Genomic DNA, 15341 nt, shown 5'->3' on the forward strand with positions numbered 1-15341 from the left:
CACAGTGTCGATTTTTCGACAGATTCCTCGCGACGGGGGCGCCGCCGGCGGCAAGAAGCCCACACGCCAGCTGTCACGACGGCGTCACACACCCGGGCACGCCTCGTGCTTGAAGATTCGCAACGCAACTTGTTCATCTGGGAATCCATCATGAGACGGCAAGCCGGTTTCACCCTCGTCGAAATGGCGATTGTATTGGTCATCATCGGCCTGCTGCTGGGCGGCGTGCTCAAGGGGCAGGAGTTGATCGAGAGCGCGAAGGTCAAGAATATTGCGCAAGACATGCGCGCGATCTCGGTCGCAGTACTCACCTATCAGGACAAGTATCGGGCACTGCCGGGGGATGACAAGAGCGCGTCTGCACGTTGGTCGGGAGCCTGCGCCAAGGGTGATGGAAATGGCCTGATCGACAACACGGATGAAATCGAATGTGCATGGGATCATTTGCGACGCGCCAACCTGCTGACCGGCGACCCAAGCGCGGGCGCGCCGGTTCATGCCGACGCTGGCACCTTCACCGTCACGAGCACCAAGGCCAGTGCGCTGGTCACGGACACGCCGGGCACCCTGATCGTTTGTGCGAACAACATCCGCGGCCGGCATGTGTTGCCGCTCGATGCAATGCTTGACAACGGCGTAATCAACACTGGCTCCATGCGGAGCCTCAAAGGTTCCACCCCCGGGGCCTCCGCCAGCGCGGCGGTAGACGAAGGCGACTCATACGTGGTTTGTATGGGTTTCTAAGGGCGCCGACGATCGCGATAGAACGGGCCGCAGCATGCGGCCCGATTGCTTTCACCCCCCCTGCAACAGTCGCGTTTCGGCCGACGCCAGCGCTTCCGGCGTTCCAAGCAAGACCACCACATCGCCGGACTCGAACACCAACTCCGGTTCGGGATTGAGCGCACGGATGCCGCGCCGGCGCACGGCCGACACTTTCGCGCCCGCATCGGGCAAGGCCAGGTCGGCGATCGAACGACCGATACAGCGCGCGCCGTCGGTGAGCGCCACCGAATGCAATCGCTCCAGCGTCGCCTCCGGATCGTCTGCGGCGTCCGAACGGCCATGGAAGTAGCCCCGCAGTAAGGCGTAGCGCTGCGAGCGGATGTCGCGCACGCGGCGGATGACCCGCGACAAGGGCACGCCGGTCAGCGCCATGGTGTGACTCGCCAGCGTGATGCTGGTTTCGAAAATGTCGGTCACGACTTCGGCGGCGCCCTCGCGCGTCAGCTTCTCAAGCTGTGCCTCCTCGATGGCCCGGACCACGACCGGAATGTCCGGACGCAACTCGCGCACCAGATCCATCACGCGGCAGGCGGATCCGACGTCGGCATAGGAGACGACCACCGCGGCGGCGCGCGCAACGCCGGCGGCGATCAAGGTCTCGCGCCGAGCAGCATCGCCGTAAACAACGGTCTCGCCGGCAGAGGCCGCCTCACGCACGCGATCCGGATCGAGATCCAGCGCGACATAGGCCACGCCTTCCTGTTCCACAAAACGCGCCAGCAACTGCCCGGTGCGACCATAGCCGCAGATGATGACGTGCCGCTCGGTACTCAGTGATTGCGCCGCGACGCGGGTCAGTTCCATCGAGCGCAGCATCCATTCCGACGCCACGAATCGCATGACCAGGCGGTTGCTCCACTGCACGAGGAACGGCGCGACCAGCAACGACAGCACCACCGCCGCCACCGCAGACTGAATCAGAACCGCGCTGCCGAGCCCGTTGGCCGACATCTGCGACAAGAGCACAAAGCCGAATTCGCCCCCGGCGCACAACCACAGGCCGGTGCGCACAGCGTTGCCGGGCGTTGCGCCGAACACCCGTGCGGCCGCCAGCACCACCGCGAACTTGGCGAGCAGCATGACGACCAGCAGTCCAAGGACCAGCAGAACGTGATCGATGATCACCCTGCCGTCGAGGAAGGTGCCAACGGTGACGAGGAACAAACCGAGGAGCACATCGCGGAAGGGCTTGATGTCCTCTTCGACGCGGTAGCGATACTCGGTCTCGGAAATCAGCATGCCCGCGACAAAAGCACCGAGCGCGAGCGACAGGCCGAAGTGATCGGTCAGCCAGGCGAGGCCCAAGGTCACCAGCAGCACGTTGAGCATGAACAGTTGTGAAGATCGCCGCCGCGCAACGATGAGGAACCAGCGACCGAGCAAACGTTGCCCGAAATACAGCACCGTCGCGAGCAGGACGGTGGCCTTGAGCCCAGCGAGCATCAGCAGGCGCAGCTGGGCATCGGGCGGCTGCGACAGCGCCGGAATGAGTACCAGCAAGGGCACCACCGCCAAATCCTGGAACAGCAACACACCCATGACCATGCGGCCATGCGGAGCGTCGAGTTCGAGCCTATCAATCAAGAGCTTCGACAGCAGCGCGGTGGACGACATCGCGAGCGCGCCGCCAAGCACCAGCGCAGCCCCCAGCGGCACGCCGAGCAAACCGCCCAGCGCCAGCGACAACAAGGTCGTGGCACCCACCTGCGCAGCGCCAAGCCCGAACACCAGGCGCTTCATGCTCAGGAGGTGGGGCAGCGAAAATTCGAGGCCGATGGTGAACATCAGGAACACCACGCCGAACTCGGCCAGCGCACGTGCGGACGCCTCATCCGGAATCAAGCCGAACCCGGCCCGGCCGATGAGCGCGCCGATCGCGAGGTAGGCCAACTCACCCGGCAAGCGCAGACGATTGAACAGCATGACGCCGGCCACCGAGGCGCCCAGCAACAGCAGCACGAAGTCGAGCGTATGGGTCAGGTGCATTCTCTCGGCGCGGATCCGTAGTGCGGGAGATCGCGGAGGCCGCGAGAACCCGTCTGATATACTCAAAACCAAGTGTAACCGCAGCGTGACCATGCAAGAAACCAAGCCACAAGCCGTTTCCCGAGCGACCGACGAAGAATTGCTGGCGCTCGGCCGCGATGTCCTGACGATTGAAGCCGAGGCTGTCGTCGCGCTGGCCGGCAGGCTGGACGGCAGCTTTGTCGCCGCGACCCGGATGATCCTCGGCGCCACCGGCCGGGTGATCGTGACAGGGGTCGGCAAGTCCGGCCACATCGGGCGCAAGCTAGCGGCAACCTTTGCCTCGACCGGCACGCCGGCGTATTTCGTTCACGCCGCCGAAGCTGCCCACGGCGACCTTGGCATGATCACCGCCGCAGACGTGGTGATCGCGCTGTCGAACTCCGGCACGACCGCCGAAGTGCTGACGATCGCGCCGCTGATCAAGCGGCACGGCGCCCGTCTCATCGCGATTACCGGCAACCCGTCGTCCGCCCTGGCCAAACTGGCCGACGTACACCTCGACGCCACGATCGAGCGCGAAGCCTGCCCGCTGAATCTCGCGCCCACCGCGAGTACTACGGCGGCGCTGGCGCTCGGCGACGCACTCGCAGTCGCGCTCCTTGATGCGCGTGGCTTCGGCCCGGACGATTTCGCCCGCTCTCATCCGGGCGGCGCGCTCGGCCGCAGGCTCCTGACGCGGGTATCGGACGTGATGCGCACCGGGGAACGCATCCCGCGTGTGGCCGAATCCGCCAGCTTCGCCGAAGCTTTGCTGGAGGTGACGCGTGGCGGCATGGGCATGACCGCGATCGTGACCCCCGACAACCATGCGATCGGCATCTTCACCGACGGCGACCTGCGCCGCCTGCTCGGCGCCCAGACCGATTTCCGAGGGCTGGCGGTCGCCGAAGTCATGCACCGCAATCCGCGCAGCATCGCCCCGGATGCGCTCGCTGCAGAAGCGGCCGCGACCATGGAGCGCGCACGCATCAATCAGATCCTGGTCGTCGACGAGAGCGGGTTGCTGGTTGGCGCGCTCAACACGCACGACTTGATGGACGCCAAGGTGATCTGATGGAACGCGCGATCGAACGAGCTGCACGGCTGAAATTGATGGCCTTCGATGTGGACGGCGTGCTGACCGACGGCACGATCTGGTTCACCGCGGAGGGCGATGTCATGAAGGGGTTCTCAACCCTGGACGGACATGGCTTGAAGATGCTGCAGCAGTCGGGCATCGAACTGGCGATCATTACCGGCCGCCGCTCGCGTGCGCTCGAGCAACGCTGCGAAAATCTGCAGATCAAGCGCCTGTACCAGGGCGTCGAGGACAAACGCGCGGTGCTGCACGAGCTGCTGCGCGAGCTTGGGCTCGATGCGGATGAGGCCGGCTACATGGGGGACGACGTCGTCGACCTGCCCATCCTGCGTGCCTGCGGCTTCTCCGCGACAACCGCGGATGGACACACGCTGGTTCGCGCCCACGTCGACATGGTTGCCAGCCGCCCCGGTGGGCGAGGCGCTGCGCGCGAAGTGTGCGACTTCATTCTCGCCGCGCAGAACAAACTCGACGCGCTGCACGCACGCTATCTCGCGGACTGATGAAACGCACCTGGTCCGCACTGTTTCCGGTGTTGCTCGCGGCGATGCTCGCCGGCATGGCATTCTGGCTGGAGCAGTACGTCCGCTCCCAGGCAAGCCATCCGGACGGACGTTTTCGCCACGACCCCGACATGATCGCCACGCATTCGGTGCAGGAGCGCTTCGACGCAACCGGCAAGCGGTTGTACGTGCTCGAAGCCGCGGTCGCCAAACACTATCCGGATGACGATTCAACGCATGTCGACGACGCGCGCCTTCAACACTTCGGCAAGCCGCAGACGCTTCACGTCACCGCACGCAATGCCGTGGTCAGCGGCCCCGGCGACGAGGTTCGCCTGATTGGCGATGTGAGAGGCGTACGTGATGCGGCGGAAGACATCCCGGAAACCACGTTCGAAACCAGCGAAATCCTGATCCGCCCGAATGAAGAGAAGGCAACGACAGACAAGCCGGTGCACATGACACGCGGCCGCTCTGTGATCGACGGCGTCGGCCTCGATATCGACCAGATCAACGGCGTCGCTGTCATCGGTCAGGTGCGCGCGACGCTGTACCGCAACACACAAGGGATCGGGAAATGAGACTCGCAAGCAAGGCACGGCAGCTCTTCGCGCTCGGCGCCGTGGCACTCACTGCCTTCACGGCCCCCGCCTTCGCGGAGCGCTCGGACCGCGACAAGCCAGTGAACGTCGAAGCAGACCGCGTCACCGTTGACGACAAGAACAAGGTTCAAATCTTCGAAGGCCGGGTCAAACTCACACAGGGCACGCTGACCATCGTCGCCGACAAACTTGTCGTAACCCAGGACATCGAGGGCTTCCAGAAGGGCGTCGCGACCGGCGGGCAGGACGGTCTCGCCCGTTTCAAGCAGAAGCGGGAGCTCAAGGACGAGTGGGTGAATGGCGAGGCGGAACGGATCGAGTACGACGCGAAGACCGATCTGGTACAGCTGTTCAATCGCGCCAAGGTCGTCAGCGGCAAGGACGAGGTCGTCGGCCAATACATCAACTACGACGGCTACAACGAAACCTACCTCGTCACCAACGGGCCGAACGCGACCGTCGTACCGAACACCGATGCACGTGTGAAGGTCACGATCCAGCCGAAAAAGCAGGAAGCGAAAGCCGCGCCGGCCGGTGGCGCGGCGCGCTGATCAGCCATACATGACGCCCTTGCTTGTGGAGGCCCGGGCGTAGGAGGGGGACGCGCATGGAATACCAGACCATTCTGGTCGAACAGCGGGAACGCGTCGGCCTGATTACGCTCAACCGCCCCAAGGCGCTCAACGCCTTGAACGACGCCCTGATTGATGAACTCGGCGCAGCGCTCGACAGCTTCGAAGCGGACGATGGCATCGGCGCCATCGTGATCACTGGCTCTGAGAAGGCCTTCGCCGCCGGCGCTGACATCAGCGCGATGGCAGGCTGGGACTACGTCGACGTCTACAAGTCCGACTTCATCACCCGCAACTGGGAACGCGTGCGCCGCGCGCGCAAACCGATCATTGCCGCCGTCGCCGGTTTCGCCCTGGGCGGTGGCTGTGAGTTGGCGATGATGTGCGACATCATCATCGCGGCCGACACGGCGAAATTCGGTCAGCCGGAAGTCAAGCTCGGCATTCTGCCCGGCGCCGGCGGTACACAGCGGCTGCCGCGCGCAGTGGGCAAGGCCAAGGCGATGGACCTGTGCCTCACCGCCCGCTTCATGGACGCCACCGAGGCCGAGAAGGCCGGACTCGTGTCGCGGGTGGTTCCGGCCGAACGCGTGCTTGAGGAAGCACTGGGCGCCGCGCAAGCGATCGCCAGCTATTCGCTGCCGATCGTCATGATGATCAAGGAATCCATCAACCGCGCCTACGAAAGCCCCCTCTCTGAGGGCTTGCTATTTGAGCGGCGCGTCTTCCACGCCGCGTTCTCGCTTGCCGACAAGCGCGAAGGCATGGCCGCCTTCCTCGAAAAGCGCGCAGCAAAGTTCAGCCACCGCTGAGCTACCGACGCACGCCCGGCGTCATCCCCACGTCATGATGCAAAGCGCAAACTTGTGGCCAGCAGGCCGCAGGCTGAGGCGCATTTGAAGTCAGGAAATCCGTTTTCCATAAAGACTTGGCGACTCCCTGCGGCGTGCCTGTCACAGCAGATATTGCAGCGCAACAAAAAGAGCTTGACGACGTGAAAGTCGTCTCTATAATCGAAATTGTTGCGGTGCAAAATCTTTTTGCCCTGAGTTCATCTAAAGGAGATTCACCATGTTCGCTACCCCGGAACAGTTCGCTGCAGTCAACAAAACCCAAGTCGAGTCGCTGCTGAGCATCGCCAACACCGCGTTTGCCAGCGCAGAACGCCTTGCCAACCTCAATCTGTCGGCCGCCCGCGCGCTGCTCGAAGACGGCCTGGCCAATGCCAAGACCGTGCTCTCCGCCAAGGACGTGCAAGAGCTGCTGACCCTGCAGACTTCGCTGGCCCAGCCGCTGGTCGAAAAGAGCGTTGCCTACTCGCGCAGCGTGTATGAAATCGGCGCGCAAGCTCAGGAAGAAATCTCGAAGCTGGTCGAAGCGCAGCTTTCCGAGCTGAACAAGAACGTGTCCGCCTCGCTGGACAAGGCCGCCAAGTCGGCCCCGGCTGGTTCCGACGTCGCGATTGCTGCCGTGAAGTCGGCCATCGCCGCCGCAAACTCGGCCTACGACAGCCTGACCAAGGCCACCAAGCAAGTTGCTGAAATCGCTGAAGCCAACGTGACCGCCGCCACCGACGCGACCGTCAAGGCAGTCAGCGGCGCCGCCCCGGCGAAGGCATCGAAGAAGGCCGCCTAAGGCTTTCTTGGGGGCTCGCTCTCGCCGAGCCCCCGCATCTGCCCTCCATCGGGCGTCGCGTTCAGGCGCGATACGTGACGTTCGACTTAAGGCCGCGGCGCAACCCTGCGGCTTTTTTCTTTGGGGCGCGTGAAGTCACCCGGTGATCGCAGCCGTCTCGAAGCCCATTGACGCCAGCGATTCACGCAGCGTCACCATGGCCGCCGCAACCGCGCCCGGTGTCCCCTTCGCACCCAGTTCGATCTGTCGCCGCGCGCCAGGAACATGCGTGTTCGGCAGGCTGAATACCGTCACCCCAAACCGCGTCTGAACATCGCGCATCAAGGGCGTGATCTGGCTCTCCTGCGCATCGAAGACCCACATCGAATCCTCAAGATAGGGCTCAGCGTGGTGGAGTGCGCGCAGTTCGCCGTCCAGCACCCACTCCATCATCGGCCATGCCATCACAGGGAAACCCGGCATGAAGTAACCGCGGCCAAGGACAAAGCCGGGAATCCGGTTGTAGGGGTTGGGAATGATGCGGGCGCCGGCCCCATAAGTGCCCATTTCGAGACGGTTGGGCGTGGTCTCTTCGCCGAACCGGGCGCGGATCTCGGCTTCAGCCTCCGGATGCAGGGCGAGCGGCACGCCAAGGGCCTCAGCCGCTGCCTGCCGGGTCAAATCGTCAGGAGTAGCCCCGATACCGCCGAAGGAAAAGAAGATGTCGTTGCTCGCAAAGCAGTCGCGCAAGGTGGCTACTAGACGCGGCAATTCATCGCCACAGTATCGCGCCCATGACAGGCGCAAGCCGCGAGCATTCAGGAGCTCGATCGACTTCGCGAGATGCTTGTCCTGGCGGCGTCCGGACAGAATCTCATCGCCAATGATCAGCACGCCAACGGCCATCTCGCGCATCCTTCCGAGTAAGAGGGCGCGATCATACCCCCACGCGGCGGACCAGCGAGGCCTCAGGCAGTCACAGTGAAATCGAATACGCGCCGAACTGCCCCACTTGCAAGATAGACACGCACGGGATCGGCAGCGGCGAACTGGCAACCAAACCCGCCTTCACCGCCCTGCTCCACTCGCATGAAGGGATCGACCCTGAGGACGAGATCGTGGTCTGTCACCAGCGTCGCCTCAAATACCAAGCCGAGCGGATCAGTCCGCGCGTGGAGGGCATTCCGAAACGTCTGCTCGCAGTAAACGCGGTGGCGCTCCGCACGAGGGGTGGCAAAGCGCATCAATTCCGCAGATCCGGCATCCCGGACACTCCCGATGCTGCTACGCACGCCCTGAAGCATGACCGACAGAAACGCAGATAGCGCATCGCCCACGGTCTCGGTGGGCGACGGCGTGGTCAGCCGCGCCAGCGCGGTCGACGTCAGCACGCCAAGGTAGCTGCGCCCGCGCCCGAGCACGGCGCGCCCATCGCGGAACGTCACCCCCGGCAGCGCGGTCGGTCCGGCGTCCAGAAACTGGGCAAACGGCAGGTCGAACAAGACGCTCATGGATGTCCCTCAGCTCACCTTGTACGTAAAGGCGCCCTTCTTGCTGACGCCCACCTTGATCTTGTTGATTGCCTCGCCTTCGGCCATGCGCGCCAAAACGCTCTCGGAGACTTCCGGCAACAGGCTGCCGCTCAGGATGTTGTCAACGTTCCTCGCGCCCGAATCCGCCTCGACGCAGCGCGCCAGCACCGCTTCGACCAAGGCCTCATCATGGCTGAACACCGCCTTGTGGTTCTCCGCGACGCGGCGCGCAATGCGGTCGAGCTTGAGCCGGATGATGCGCGCAAGGACATCATCGGAAATCGGATAGAACGGCACCACGGTGAGCCGACCGAGGAAGGCCGGCTTGAACGCCTTGTACAGTTGGGGACGAATTGCATCGAGCAGCGCGTCGGGCGAGGGCATCTCTTCTGCAGCCTTGTTGATGCAGGCGGACATCAGCGTGGCCGACGCGACGTTGGAAGTCAGGATGATGATGGTGTTGCGGAAATCGACTTCGCGCCCTTCCGCATCATCCATCACGCCCTTGTCAAAGACCTGGAAGAAGAGCTCCAGAACATCCGGATGCGCTTTTTCCACTTCATCGAGAAGCACCACGCTGTAGGGTTGTCGCCGCACCGCCTCGGTCAGCACGCCGCCCTCGCCGTAGCCGACGTAGCCCGGTGGCGAGCCCTTGAGGCCCGATACCGAGTGCGCCTCCTGGTATTCGCTCATGTTGATCGTGACCAGGCTGCGCGCACCGCCATAGAGGATTTCGGCCAGCGCGTGCGCACTCTCCGTCTTGCCGACGCCCGACGGACCCACGAAAAGGAACACACCCTTCGGCTTGTTCGGGTCTTCCAGGTTGGCGCGGGCCGTGCGGACGCGCTGCGCAATCGCTTCCAGCGCATGATCCTGACCGATCACGCGCTCTGCCATCGCATCGCGCAAGCCCAGCACGGCGCGGATCTCGTCCTTCACCATGCGGCCGAGCGGAATGCCGGTCCATGCGGCAATCACTTCAGCCGCGACGCGTCCATCGACCTGCAAGGGAACCAGGGGTGATTCGCCCTGCGCGCGTGCCAGTTCATCCGTCAGCGACGCGAGTTCGGCGTGCCGCGGATCATTGCTGGATGCAGCGTCAGCCAGATCGGCGCGCAAGGCGTGGATGCGCGCAACCAGTTCGACTTCGTGTCGCCACTGCGCTTCGAGCGCCGACAACTCGGCAACGCGCGAATCGCGGGTTTTCGCCAATTCGTCGCGCCGCGAAGCGTGCAACAAACCGAGCGCGCCCTCCCTTACGAGGCCGTGGATCTCCGCGTCAAGACGTTCGATCTCTTTGCGCAAATCATCAATCGGCCCCGGGGTCGCGTTCTGCGCCAACGCGACGCGTGCGCACGCGGTGTCGAGCACGCCGATCGCCTTGTCCGGCAACTGTCTGCCAGAGATGTAACGCGCCGACAGCATCACCGCCTCGGTGATCGCCTCATCCAACACGCGCACACCAAAATGCCGCTCCATCAAGGGCGCCATGCCGCGCAACATGGCACACGCGAGTTCTGGGGTGGGCTCTTCGACCTTGACCACCTGGAAGCGCCGCGCCAGCGCTGCATCCTTTTCAAAGTACTTCTTGTACTCGCTCCAGGTCGTCGCTGCGATGGTGCGCAACTCGCCACGCGCGAGTGCCGGCTTGAGCAGGTTCGCCGCGTCGTTCTGCCCGGCGGTGCCGCCGGCGCCGATCATCGTGTGCGCTTCGTCGATGAACAGGATGATCGGCCGCGGACTTTTCTTGACCTCGTCGATCACGCATTTGAGCCGGTTCTCGAACTCACCCTTGACACTCGCGCCTGCCTGCAGCAGCCCCAGGTCCAGCGCGTGCAGCGCGACATCTACCAGTGGCGGCGGCACGTCGCCCTGCGCAATGCGCAGCGCAAGCCCTTCGACCACTGCAGTCTTGCCCACGCCCGCTTCGCCGGTGAGGATCGGGTTGTTCTGCCGGCGGCGCAGCAAGATGTCCATCGCCTGGCGGATCTCGGCATCGCGACCGATCACCGGGTCAATCTTGCCTTCAGCCGCGCGTGCAGTGAGGTTGGTGGTGTACTGGTCGAGCGCCGGGGTCCGGGACGGGTTCGCAGGCGCGGGCGCCATGCCCTCGCCTTCATCAGGAATCGTGACTTCACGTGTCGCCGCCGCCTGGGGTGCCTCGACGGAGCCCGCGGTCAGGCGAGCGAGTTCATGCTTCAGACCATCGACCTGGAAACGCGCAAACAGCTTGGACGCACGGTAGGCCATCTGCGCAAGCTTGTGGTCCGCCAGCAGGGCGTGCAGAAGATGCGCGCTGCGAATGCGGGCCTGCGCATCGTCGATCGATGCGATCAGCCAGGCCGCCTCCAGCAGCTGCGGAATGCGCTCCGAGAAGACCGGCGTGCGGGTATTGCCCGACGGCAATCGCGCCAGCTCGGCCTCAAGATCCTGCAGCAGCGCCTGCAGACTCAGCCCGGCGCGATGCGCAATCACGGCAAAGTCGCTGTCAACCTGCTCCCCAAGCGCGACGAACAGGTGTTCGATATCGACTTCGTAATGGCCGCGGCTCATGCAAAGCGCCGCAGCGCGTTCGGCCGCCTGGCGGCAGGTGACGTTAAGCTTGCCGATCAGGACTTTCAGATGCGTACTCATGTTGAACTCATGGAAGGTTGCGTGTGCCCGCGCATGAAGCCGGGCATGAAACGGTAGGTTGCGTCGCCGGGGTCGGTTGCCTGCACGTCGGTGGCTAGCCAGCTATCCCAGCCCAGTCGACCACTGCCGCTGAGACCAACCTTGACCGGATGGACCTCGCGACGATCGAGCAGCACCCGCACCTCGACCTCGAAGGTCGGACCGAGCACCATGCCGAGCAGCCGGTCGAGCGCCCGCGCAGAAGTGCCGCCGGGCATGAACGCGAGGAAATCCGCGCGCGGCAGTGGACCAACCTCGATGCGGATGCGCGAGTCACGTTGGTAGATCCGCTCGCCACAGATCGCGTCCCCGCCCAGACAGACATTGGACATGCCGAGCCGGGCATGGCTCTCGTCCGGCAGTCGGAACCATTGCCCGACAAACGGCACCAGCCGAATCGCCGCACCGAAGTAGTCAGACAGTACGCCGGCGGTTGCCTGTGCCGAGCGCGGCGCGGTGCGCAGCAAGCCCGCGTAGTAGGCAAGCGTTTCGTCGTGGAGCGACGCCGTGGTCTGGTCAGCCAGACGTTCGCGCAAGGCGGGGGCGCCGGTACCCGCCAGCGCCAGCACCAGCGGCAGGTAACGCGAACGCCCCTCAGCCTCGAACTGGAAGTGCGGACGATATTTCTCCCACGCGCCGAAGAACTGGACTGAGCTGCGGTTCGCAAAGATGTCGAGAAAGGCACGCGCGCCGCGATCACGATGCAGCACCTCGCGATCGAGCAGGCGCTCGGTGTAGTGCTGCGGCAGTACGCCCTGATTGCCGGTCAAGCCGATGAATGCCGGCGTCAGCTTGACCTTGGACAGATCACCTGCCGCAGTGGTCTCGACCTCGATCCGCTCGATTTCGCTGGCGGGAAACGACAGTTCCAGCGAGTTGCCGAAACGCACGTCATCACCCAGCGCGCCCGCACCCTTCCCGCGTCGTGTCCCAAGATGACGCCGCAGCATGCGCACCGCCTGAAAGAACTCGAAACGCTGTGGCGCGGCCAAGAGCCTGGCGATTGCGCTAGCGGGTTTGCGCTTCACACCAGCACCACATCGCCGCTGCGTGGTTTGCAACTCACAAGGACTTCGCCGCTGCGGGTCGAACGCACCCGCAAACGGGTGAAACTGTTCAGGTGAACGTAGAGCGAGAAGAAATGCTCCAGCACCGCGACGAAGAGCGACAGGCCTACGCCGACGAAGGCCTGCTCATCAACGCCGATTTCAATGTCGATGCCGCGCACGAACGCGGGAAACGGATCCCCCGGAAGCATCGCGCTCGACGGACGATGATCGACCGATTTCAGACCGTCTATCACTCGCTGATTGCTGGCTGCACGATTCGCGTTGTAAAGACCGAACGTCTCCTTCAGGGCATCGACCCCACTCTCGGCAAGTGAGAGTCGGTTGAGCGCAAGGTGGGATATGAGGCGCCACAGGCCTTCTTCTTCGGTACGGAACCGATGGGTCGGCGTCGGGCGACGAAGAAATGAAATGCGCCGCGCGATCGACCCGCCTTCGATGAACAGATCGCCCTCGGGCAGACCATAGGGCAACTGCGAGGGCAGATCACGATTGGTCGCCGTGACCTGGATACTGAGCGTCTCGGTCCGCACGTCGGCCAGATCCTCACCGGCGTCGACCAGTGCAATCTCGTATTCATGGCCCGGCGACAAGCTGGCCACTCGCGGGTCCCGCCGCAGGTGCCAGTAACGCCCTTCCTTCTCGGGCGACTCAGCATGGCGCAAACCATAGAACGGGCGGAACTCCGAGACGCGCTCGCCGAGACTGCTCTTTTCGACACGCGCGACGCGATTGACCGAGTAGAGTTCGAAGGCCTGCGCACGACGGGCATCGACGACGAGCGGATAGTGGCTGCGCGAATGATCAATGCGGATCGGCTCGGCATTGCGCTCGAACAGGTTCACGACTGGCGCGCATCCTGTTGCAAAGTTCGCTGCCGACACGCGCTCGAGCAAGGCGGGATCGAGCTCTGTTGCTCCGGCACCCAGGAAGAACTTGATCTGCACACTGCGTACGTCGGACGGCATCGCCGCGCGCAGCGTCGCAAGATCCAGATCGAAGAAGTCAAACTTTGCCGGGAACAGGAAGAACTCGGTCAGCAGACGATAGGCCAACTGGGATCTTGCGTCGTAGTCGAGCAGCCCCTCGTCGACGCCGAATCCGACGGGTTGCACGACCTTGCCCTCGAAAAGCTGCCAGGAGCCGCCGTCCGGCGAACCGACCGCTACCCCACGCAATGATGAGAACAAGGCCTCGCGCAGTTGGCAGACCAGCGAGGGTTCGCCGTCAAGAAAGAGCCGCAGGCGGTCAAGTGCGAGACTGCGCAGCGCCGATGACTCGGAGCTCGTTTCGATCGTCAGCGTCAGCGCACACCGCGTCTCTGCAGGGACACGCAGGTTGCGCCCGGACACCACCGGCTGCTCGAAGCGTGCATCCGCAATTCGAATCGGTGCCAGCGAGACGTCATATGCGGTGCGAAAACGGCACGCGATGCCACCGACCGGGCGTGTCGAGAGCTCCGTACCACGCGGCAAGGTCACGGGTGACGAGAGCTGAGCCTCGGCCCCGCCCATATCGAAACGGGCGATTGAACACGAGGGAAGCGGCTTCAGGTAATGCGGTGCAACGACGCCCAACAGGCTCTCGGTGAGCTCAGGAAAATCATCGTCGAGCTTCTTGTGCACCCGCGCGGACAGCAAGGCAAACGACTCGAGCATGCGTTCGACGTGCGGATCCTCGCAAGACTCGCCGGAAAGCAGCAGGCGCGAAGCAATCTTCGGAAAGCGTTCCGCAAATTCGCGCGAGTGCCGACGCAGAAAAGTCAGCTCGCGTTCGTAGTAAGGCAGAAGATCGTTCATGCAACGGCCTGTAGCGTGCGACGACTGCTCGCCACGGAATACTGCTGCGTGCATGGCTGAAGCACGGCATCGAAACCGACCGGCTCGGCCGTCGGCGGTACATGCAGCACTGCCTGAATGGTGAAGTTCAGGCGCCCGACGCTTCGCTCATCGCCACGCAGCCCGACGAGCACCCGTTTGAGTCTGGGTTCGTGCTGCAGGATCGTACGTTCCAGCGTTGCGCAGATGCGGGCGCGGTCCGCCGGATTGGCAAGACTGAGTCCGACGAAATCGGTCATGCCAAAGCTCGCGATCGACTTCGCAGCTTCCGGGTAGGCGGACAACAGGGATTCCCGCACGCCGCATCGACTGTTGAGCAGCGACTCGAGATCACGCGCAACACTGTCCTTGAGTTCTTCGATCGACCAGCGGCGCAGAGGCGCTGGGTCGTCGGCGCGGTGCGGCGCTTCGTCGAACATGCGTTCGAACAGGGTGGGGGAAAAGCCCTTCATGAGATGCTCTTGTGCTGCGCGACGCAGCGCCGGCGCGTCGCCGGACGCCGCGTCGCATTGGGCGACTTAGATGTCGTAGCTCGCGGTGTTCTTCGCAAGGCTCCACTTGGCAACCTTGTTGCCCTTGGTACCGCCCTTGATGTCCTGCGCGGTGTAGGTCCACTGCACCGCCGCGTAGGCCAGCGTGAAGGTCTCAGTCGGGATGCCTTCGCCGGCGACGGACGGCGTCACCGACGCCAGCAGCACATGCTTGAGCTTGATCTCGAGATACTTGACGCGCTTGTCGCCGTCGGCACGCATGAAGTCGATCGTGACTTCGTCGAAGGTGTGACCGGCCGAACACGCTTCCCAGATGCGGGGCGAGGTCAGGTCCAGGTCCTTCACGAAGATCATTTCGCCATGCTCGCAACGCTCGGCGGTGTGACCACCGGACGTCGACGCAGTCGCCGATTTCGGCTGACGAATCAGATGGCTCCACGAGCTGACTTCGAGCCATTCCTTGTGCTCGGAGTCGCGCGATTCACCCTTGATGTCGTACTTGCCTTTGAATTGAACGTAAATGTCCTTCACGTCTTGGCTCCTAATTTACTTGGGGT

General features: G+C 63.7%; 15 protein-coding genes. 7 read left to right on the forward strand and 8 right to left on the reverse strand.

Annotation, left to right across the window (positions count from 1 at the left end; genetic code table 11):
* Positions 1-129 precede the first annotated feature (129 nt).
* Positions 130-744, forward strand: a complete 615-nt coding sequence (locus tag GGR36_RS10515) for a prepilin-type N-terminal cleavage/methylation domain-containing protein (RefSeq protein WP_242533058.1) — start codon at positions 130-132, stop codon at positions 742-744.
* 51 nt (positions 745-795) lie between these two features.
* Here the strand turns inward: GGR36_RS10515 and GGR36_RS10520 are convergent, their stop codons facing one another.
* Entirely contained in the window at positions 796-2766 is a 1971-nt protein-coding gene (locus tag GGR36_RS10520) for a monovalent cation:proton antiporter family protein (RefSeq protein WP_207064363.1), read from the reverse strand.
* Between the two features lie 97 nt (positions 2767-2863).
* On the opposite strand from GGR36_RS10520, the gene GGR36_RS10525 reads away from it, so the two are divergent.
* The 6 genes from GGR36_RS10525 (at position 2864) to GGR36_RS10550 (ending at position 7204) form a co-directional block, all read left to right on the forward strand.
* A complete protein-coding gene (locus GGR36_RS10525; protein WP_183634544.1) occupies positions 2864-3868 on the forward strand; it encodes a KpsF/GutQ family sugar-phosphate isomerase in 1005 nt (334 codons plus the stop codon).
* Positions 3868-4395, forward strand: a complete 528-nt coding sequence (locus GGR36_RS10530; protein WP_183634545.1) for a KdsC family phosphatase — start codon at positions 3868-3870, stop codon at positions 4393-4395. Before GGR36_RS10525 ends, GGR36_RS10530 begins: the two co-directional genes overlap by 1 nt.
* A complete protein-coding gene (gene lptC, locus GGR36_RS10535) occupies positions 4395-4976 on the forward strand; it encodes an LPS export ABC transporter periplasmic protein LptC (RefSeq protein WP_183634546.1) in 582 nt (193 codons plus the stop codon). The genes GGR36_RS10530 and lptC overlap by 1 nt, the downstream gene beginning before the upstream one ends.
* Positions 4973-5548 (forward strand): lipopolysaccharide transport periplasmic protein LptA, encoded by a 576-nt coding sequence (gene lptA / locus GGR36_RS10540; RefSeq protein WP_183634547.1) that lies wholly within the window; start codon positions 4973-4975, stop codon positions 5546-5548. Before lptC ends, lptA begins: the two co-directional genes overlap by 4 nt.
* A gap of 56 nt (positions 5549-5604) precedes the next feature.
* Positions 5605-6381 carry an enoyl-CoA hydratase gene (locus GGR36_RS10545; protein ID WP_183634548.1) on the forward strand — a complete coding sequence of 259 codons (777 nt, stop codon included), beginning with the start codon at positions 5605-5607 and terminating at the stop codon, positions 6379-6381.
* 259 nt (positions 6382-6640) lie between these two features.
* Positions 6641-7204 (forward strand): phasin family protein, encoded by a 564-nt coding sequence (locus GGR36_RS10550; RefSeq protein WP_183634549.1) that lies wholly within the window; start codon positions 6641-6643, stop codon positions 7202-7204.
* Between the two features lie 135 nt (positions 7205-7339).
* On the opposite strand, the gene GGR36_RS10555 is transcribed toward GGR36_RS10550, so the two are convergent.
* From GGR36_RS10555 to GGR36_RS10585, 7 genes are all read right to left on the reverse strand, one after another.
* Positions 7340-8089, reverse strand: coding sequence for a competence/damage-inducible protein A (locus GGR36_RS10555; RefSeq protein ID WP_183634977.1), 750 nt, complete (start codon positions 8087-8089; stop codon positions 7340-7342).
* Between the two features lie 62 nt (positions 8090-8151).
* Positions 8152-8694: a hypothetical protein gene (locus tag GGR36_RS10560; protein WP_183634550.1), complete on the reverse strand. Its 543-nt coding sequence runs from the start codon at positions 8692-8694 to the stop codon at positions 8152-8154.
* Positions 8695-8703: 9 nt separating this feature from the next.
* Complete coding sequence (tssH, locus tag GGR36_RS10565) at positions 8704-11349, reverse strand: type VI secretion system ATPase TssH (RefSeq protein ID WP_183634551.1); 2646 nt, start codon at positions 11347-11349, stop codon at positions 8704-8706.
* Positions 11346-12380, reverse strand: coding sequence for a type VI secretion system baseplate subunit TssG (gene tssG, locus GGR36_RS10570; RefSeq protein WP_221229521.1), 1035 nt, complete (start codon positions 12378-12380; stop codon positions 11346-11348). The genes tssH and tssG overlap by 4 nt, the downstream gene beginning before the upstream one ends.
* A 32-nt stretch (positions 12381-12412) precedes the next feature.
* Positions 12413-14254, reverse strand: a complete 1842-nt coding sequence (gene tssF, locus GGR36_RS10575) for a type VI secretion system baseplate subunit TssF (RefSeq protein WP_183634553.1) — start codon at positions 14252-14254, stop codon at positions 12413-12415.
* Entirely contained in the window at positions 14251-14745 is a 495-nt protein-coding gene (tssE, locus tag GGR36_RS10580; RefSeq protein WP_183634554.1) for a type VI secretion system baseplate subunit TssE, read from the reverse strand. The genes tssF and tssE overlap by 4 nt, the downstream gene beginning before the upstream one ends.
* Positions 14746-14811: 66 nt before the next feature.
* Positions 14812-15315, reverse strand: coding sequence for a type VI secretion system tube protein TssD (locus tag GGR36_RS10585; protein ID WP_183634555.1), 504 nt, complete (start codon positions 15313-15315; stop codon positions 14812-14814).
* Between the last annotated feature and the right edge of the window lie 26 nt (positions 15316-15341).

This window comes from Niveibacterium umoris (genome assembly GCF_014197015.1).
Taxonomy (GTDB): Bacteria; Pseudomonadota; Gammaproteobacteria; order Burkholderiales; family Rhodocyclaceae; genus Niveibacterium; species Niveibacterium umoris.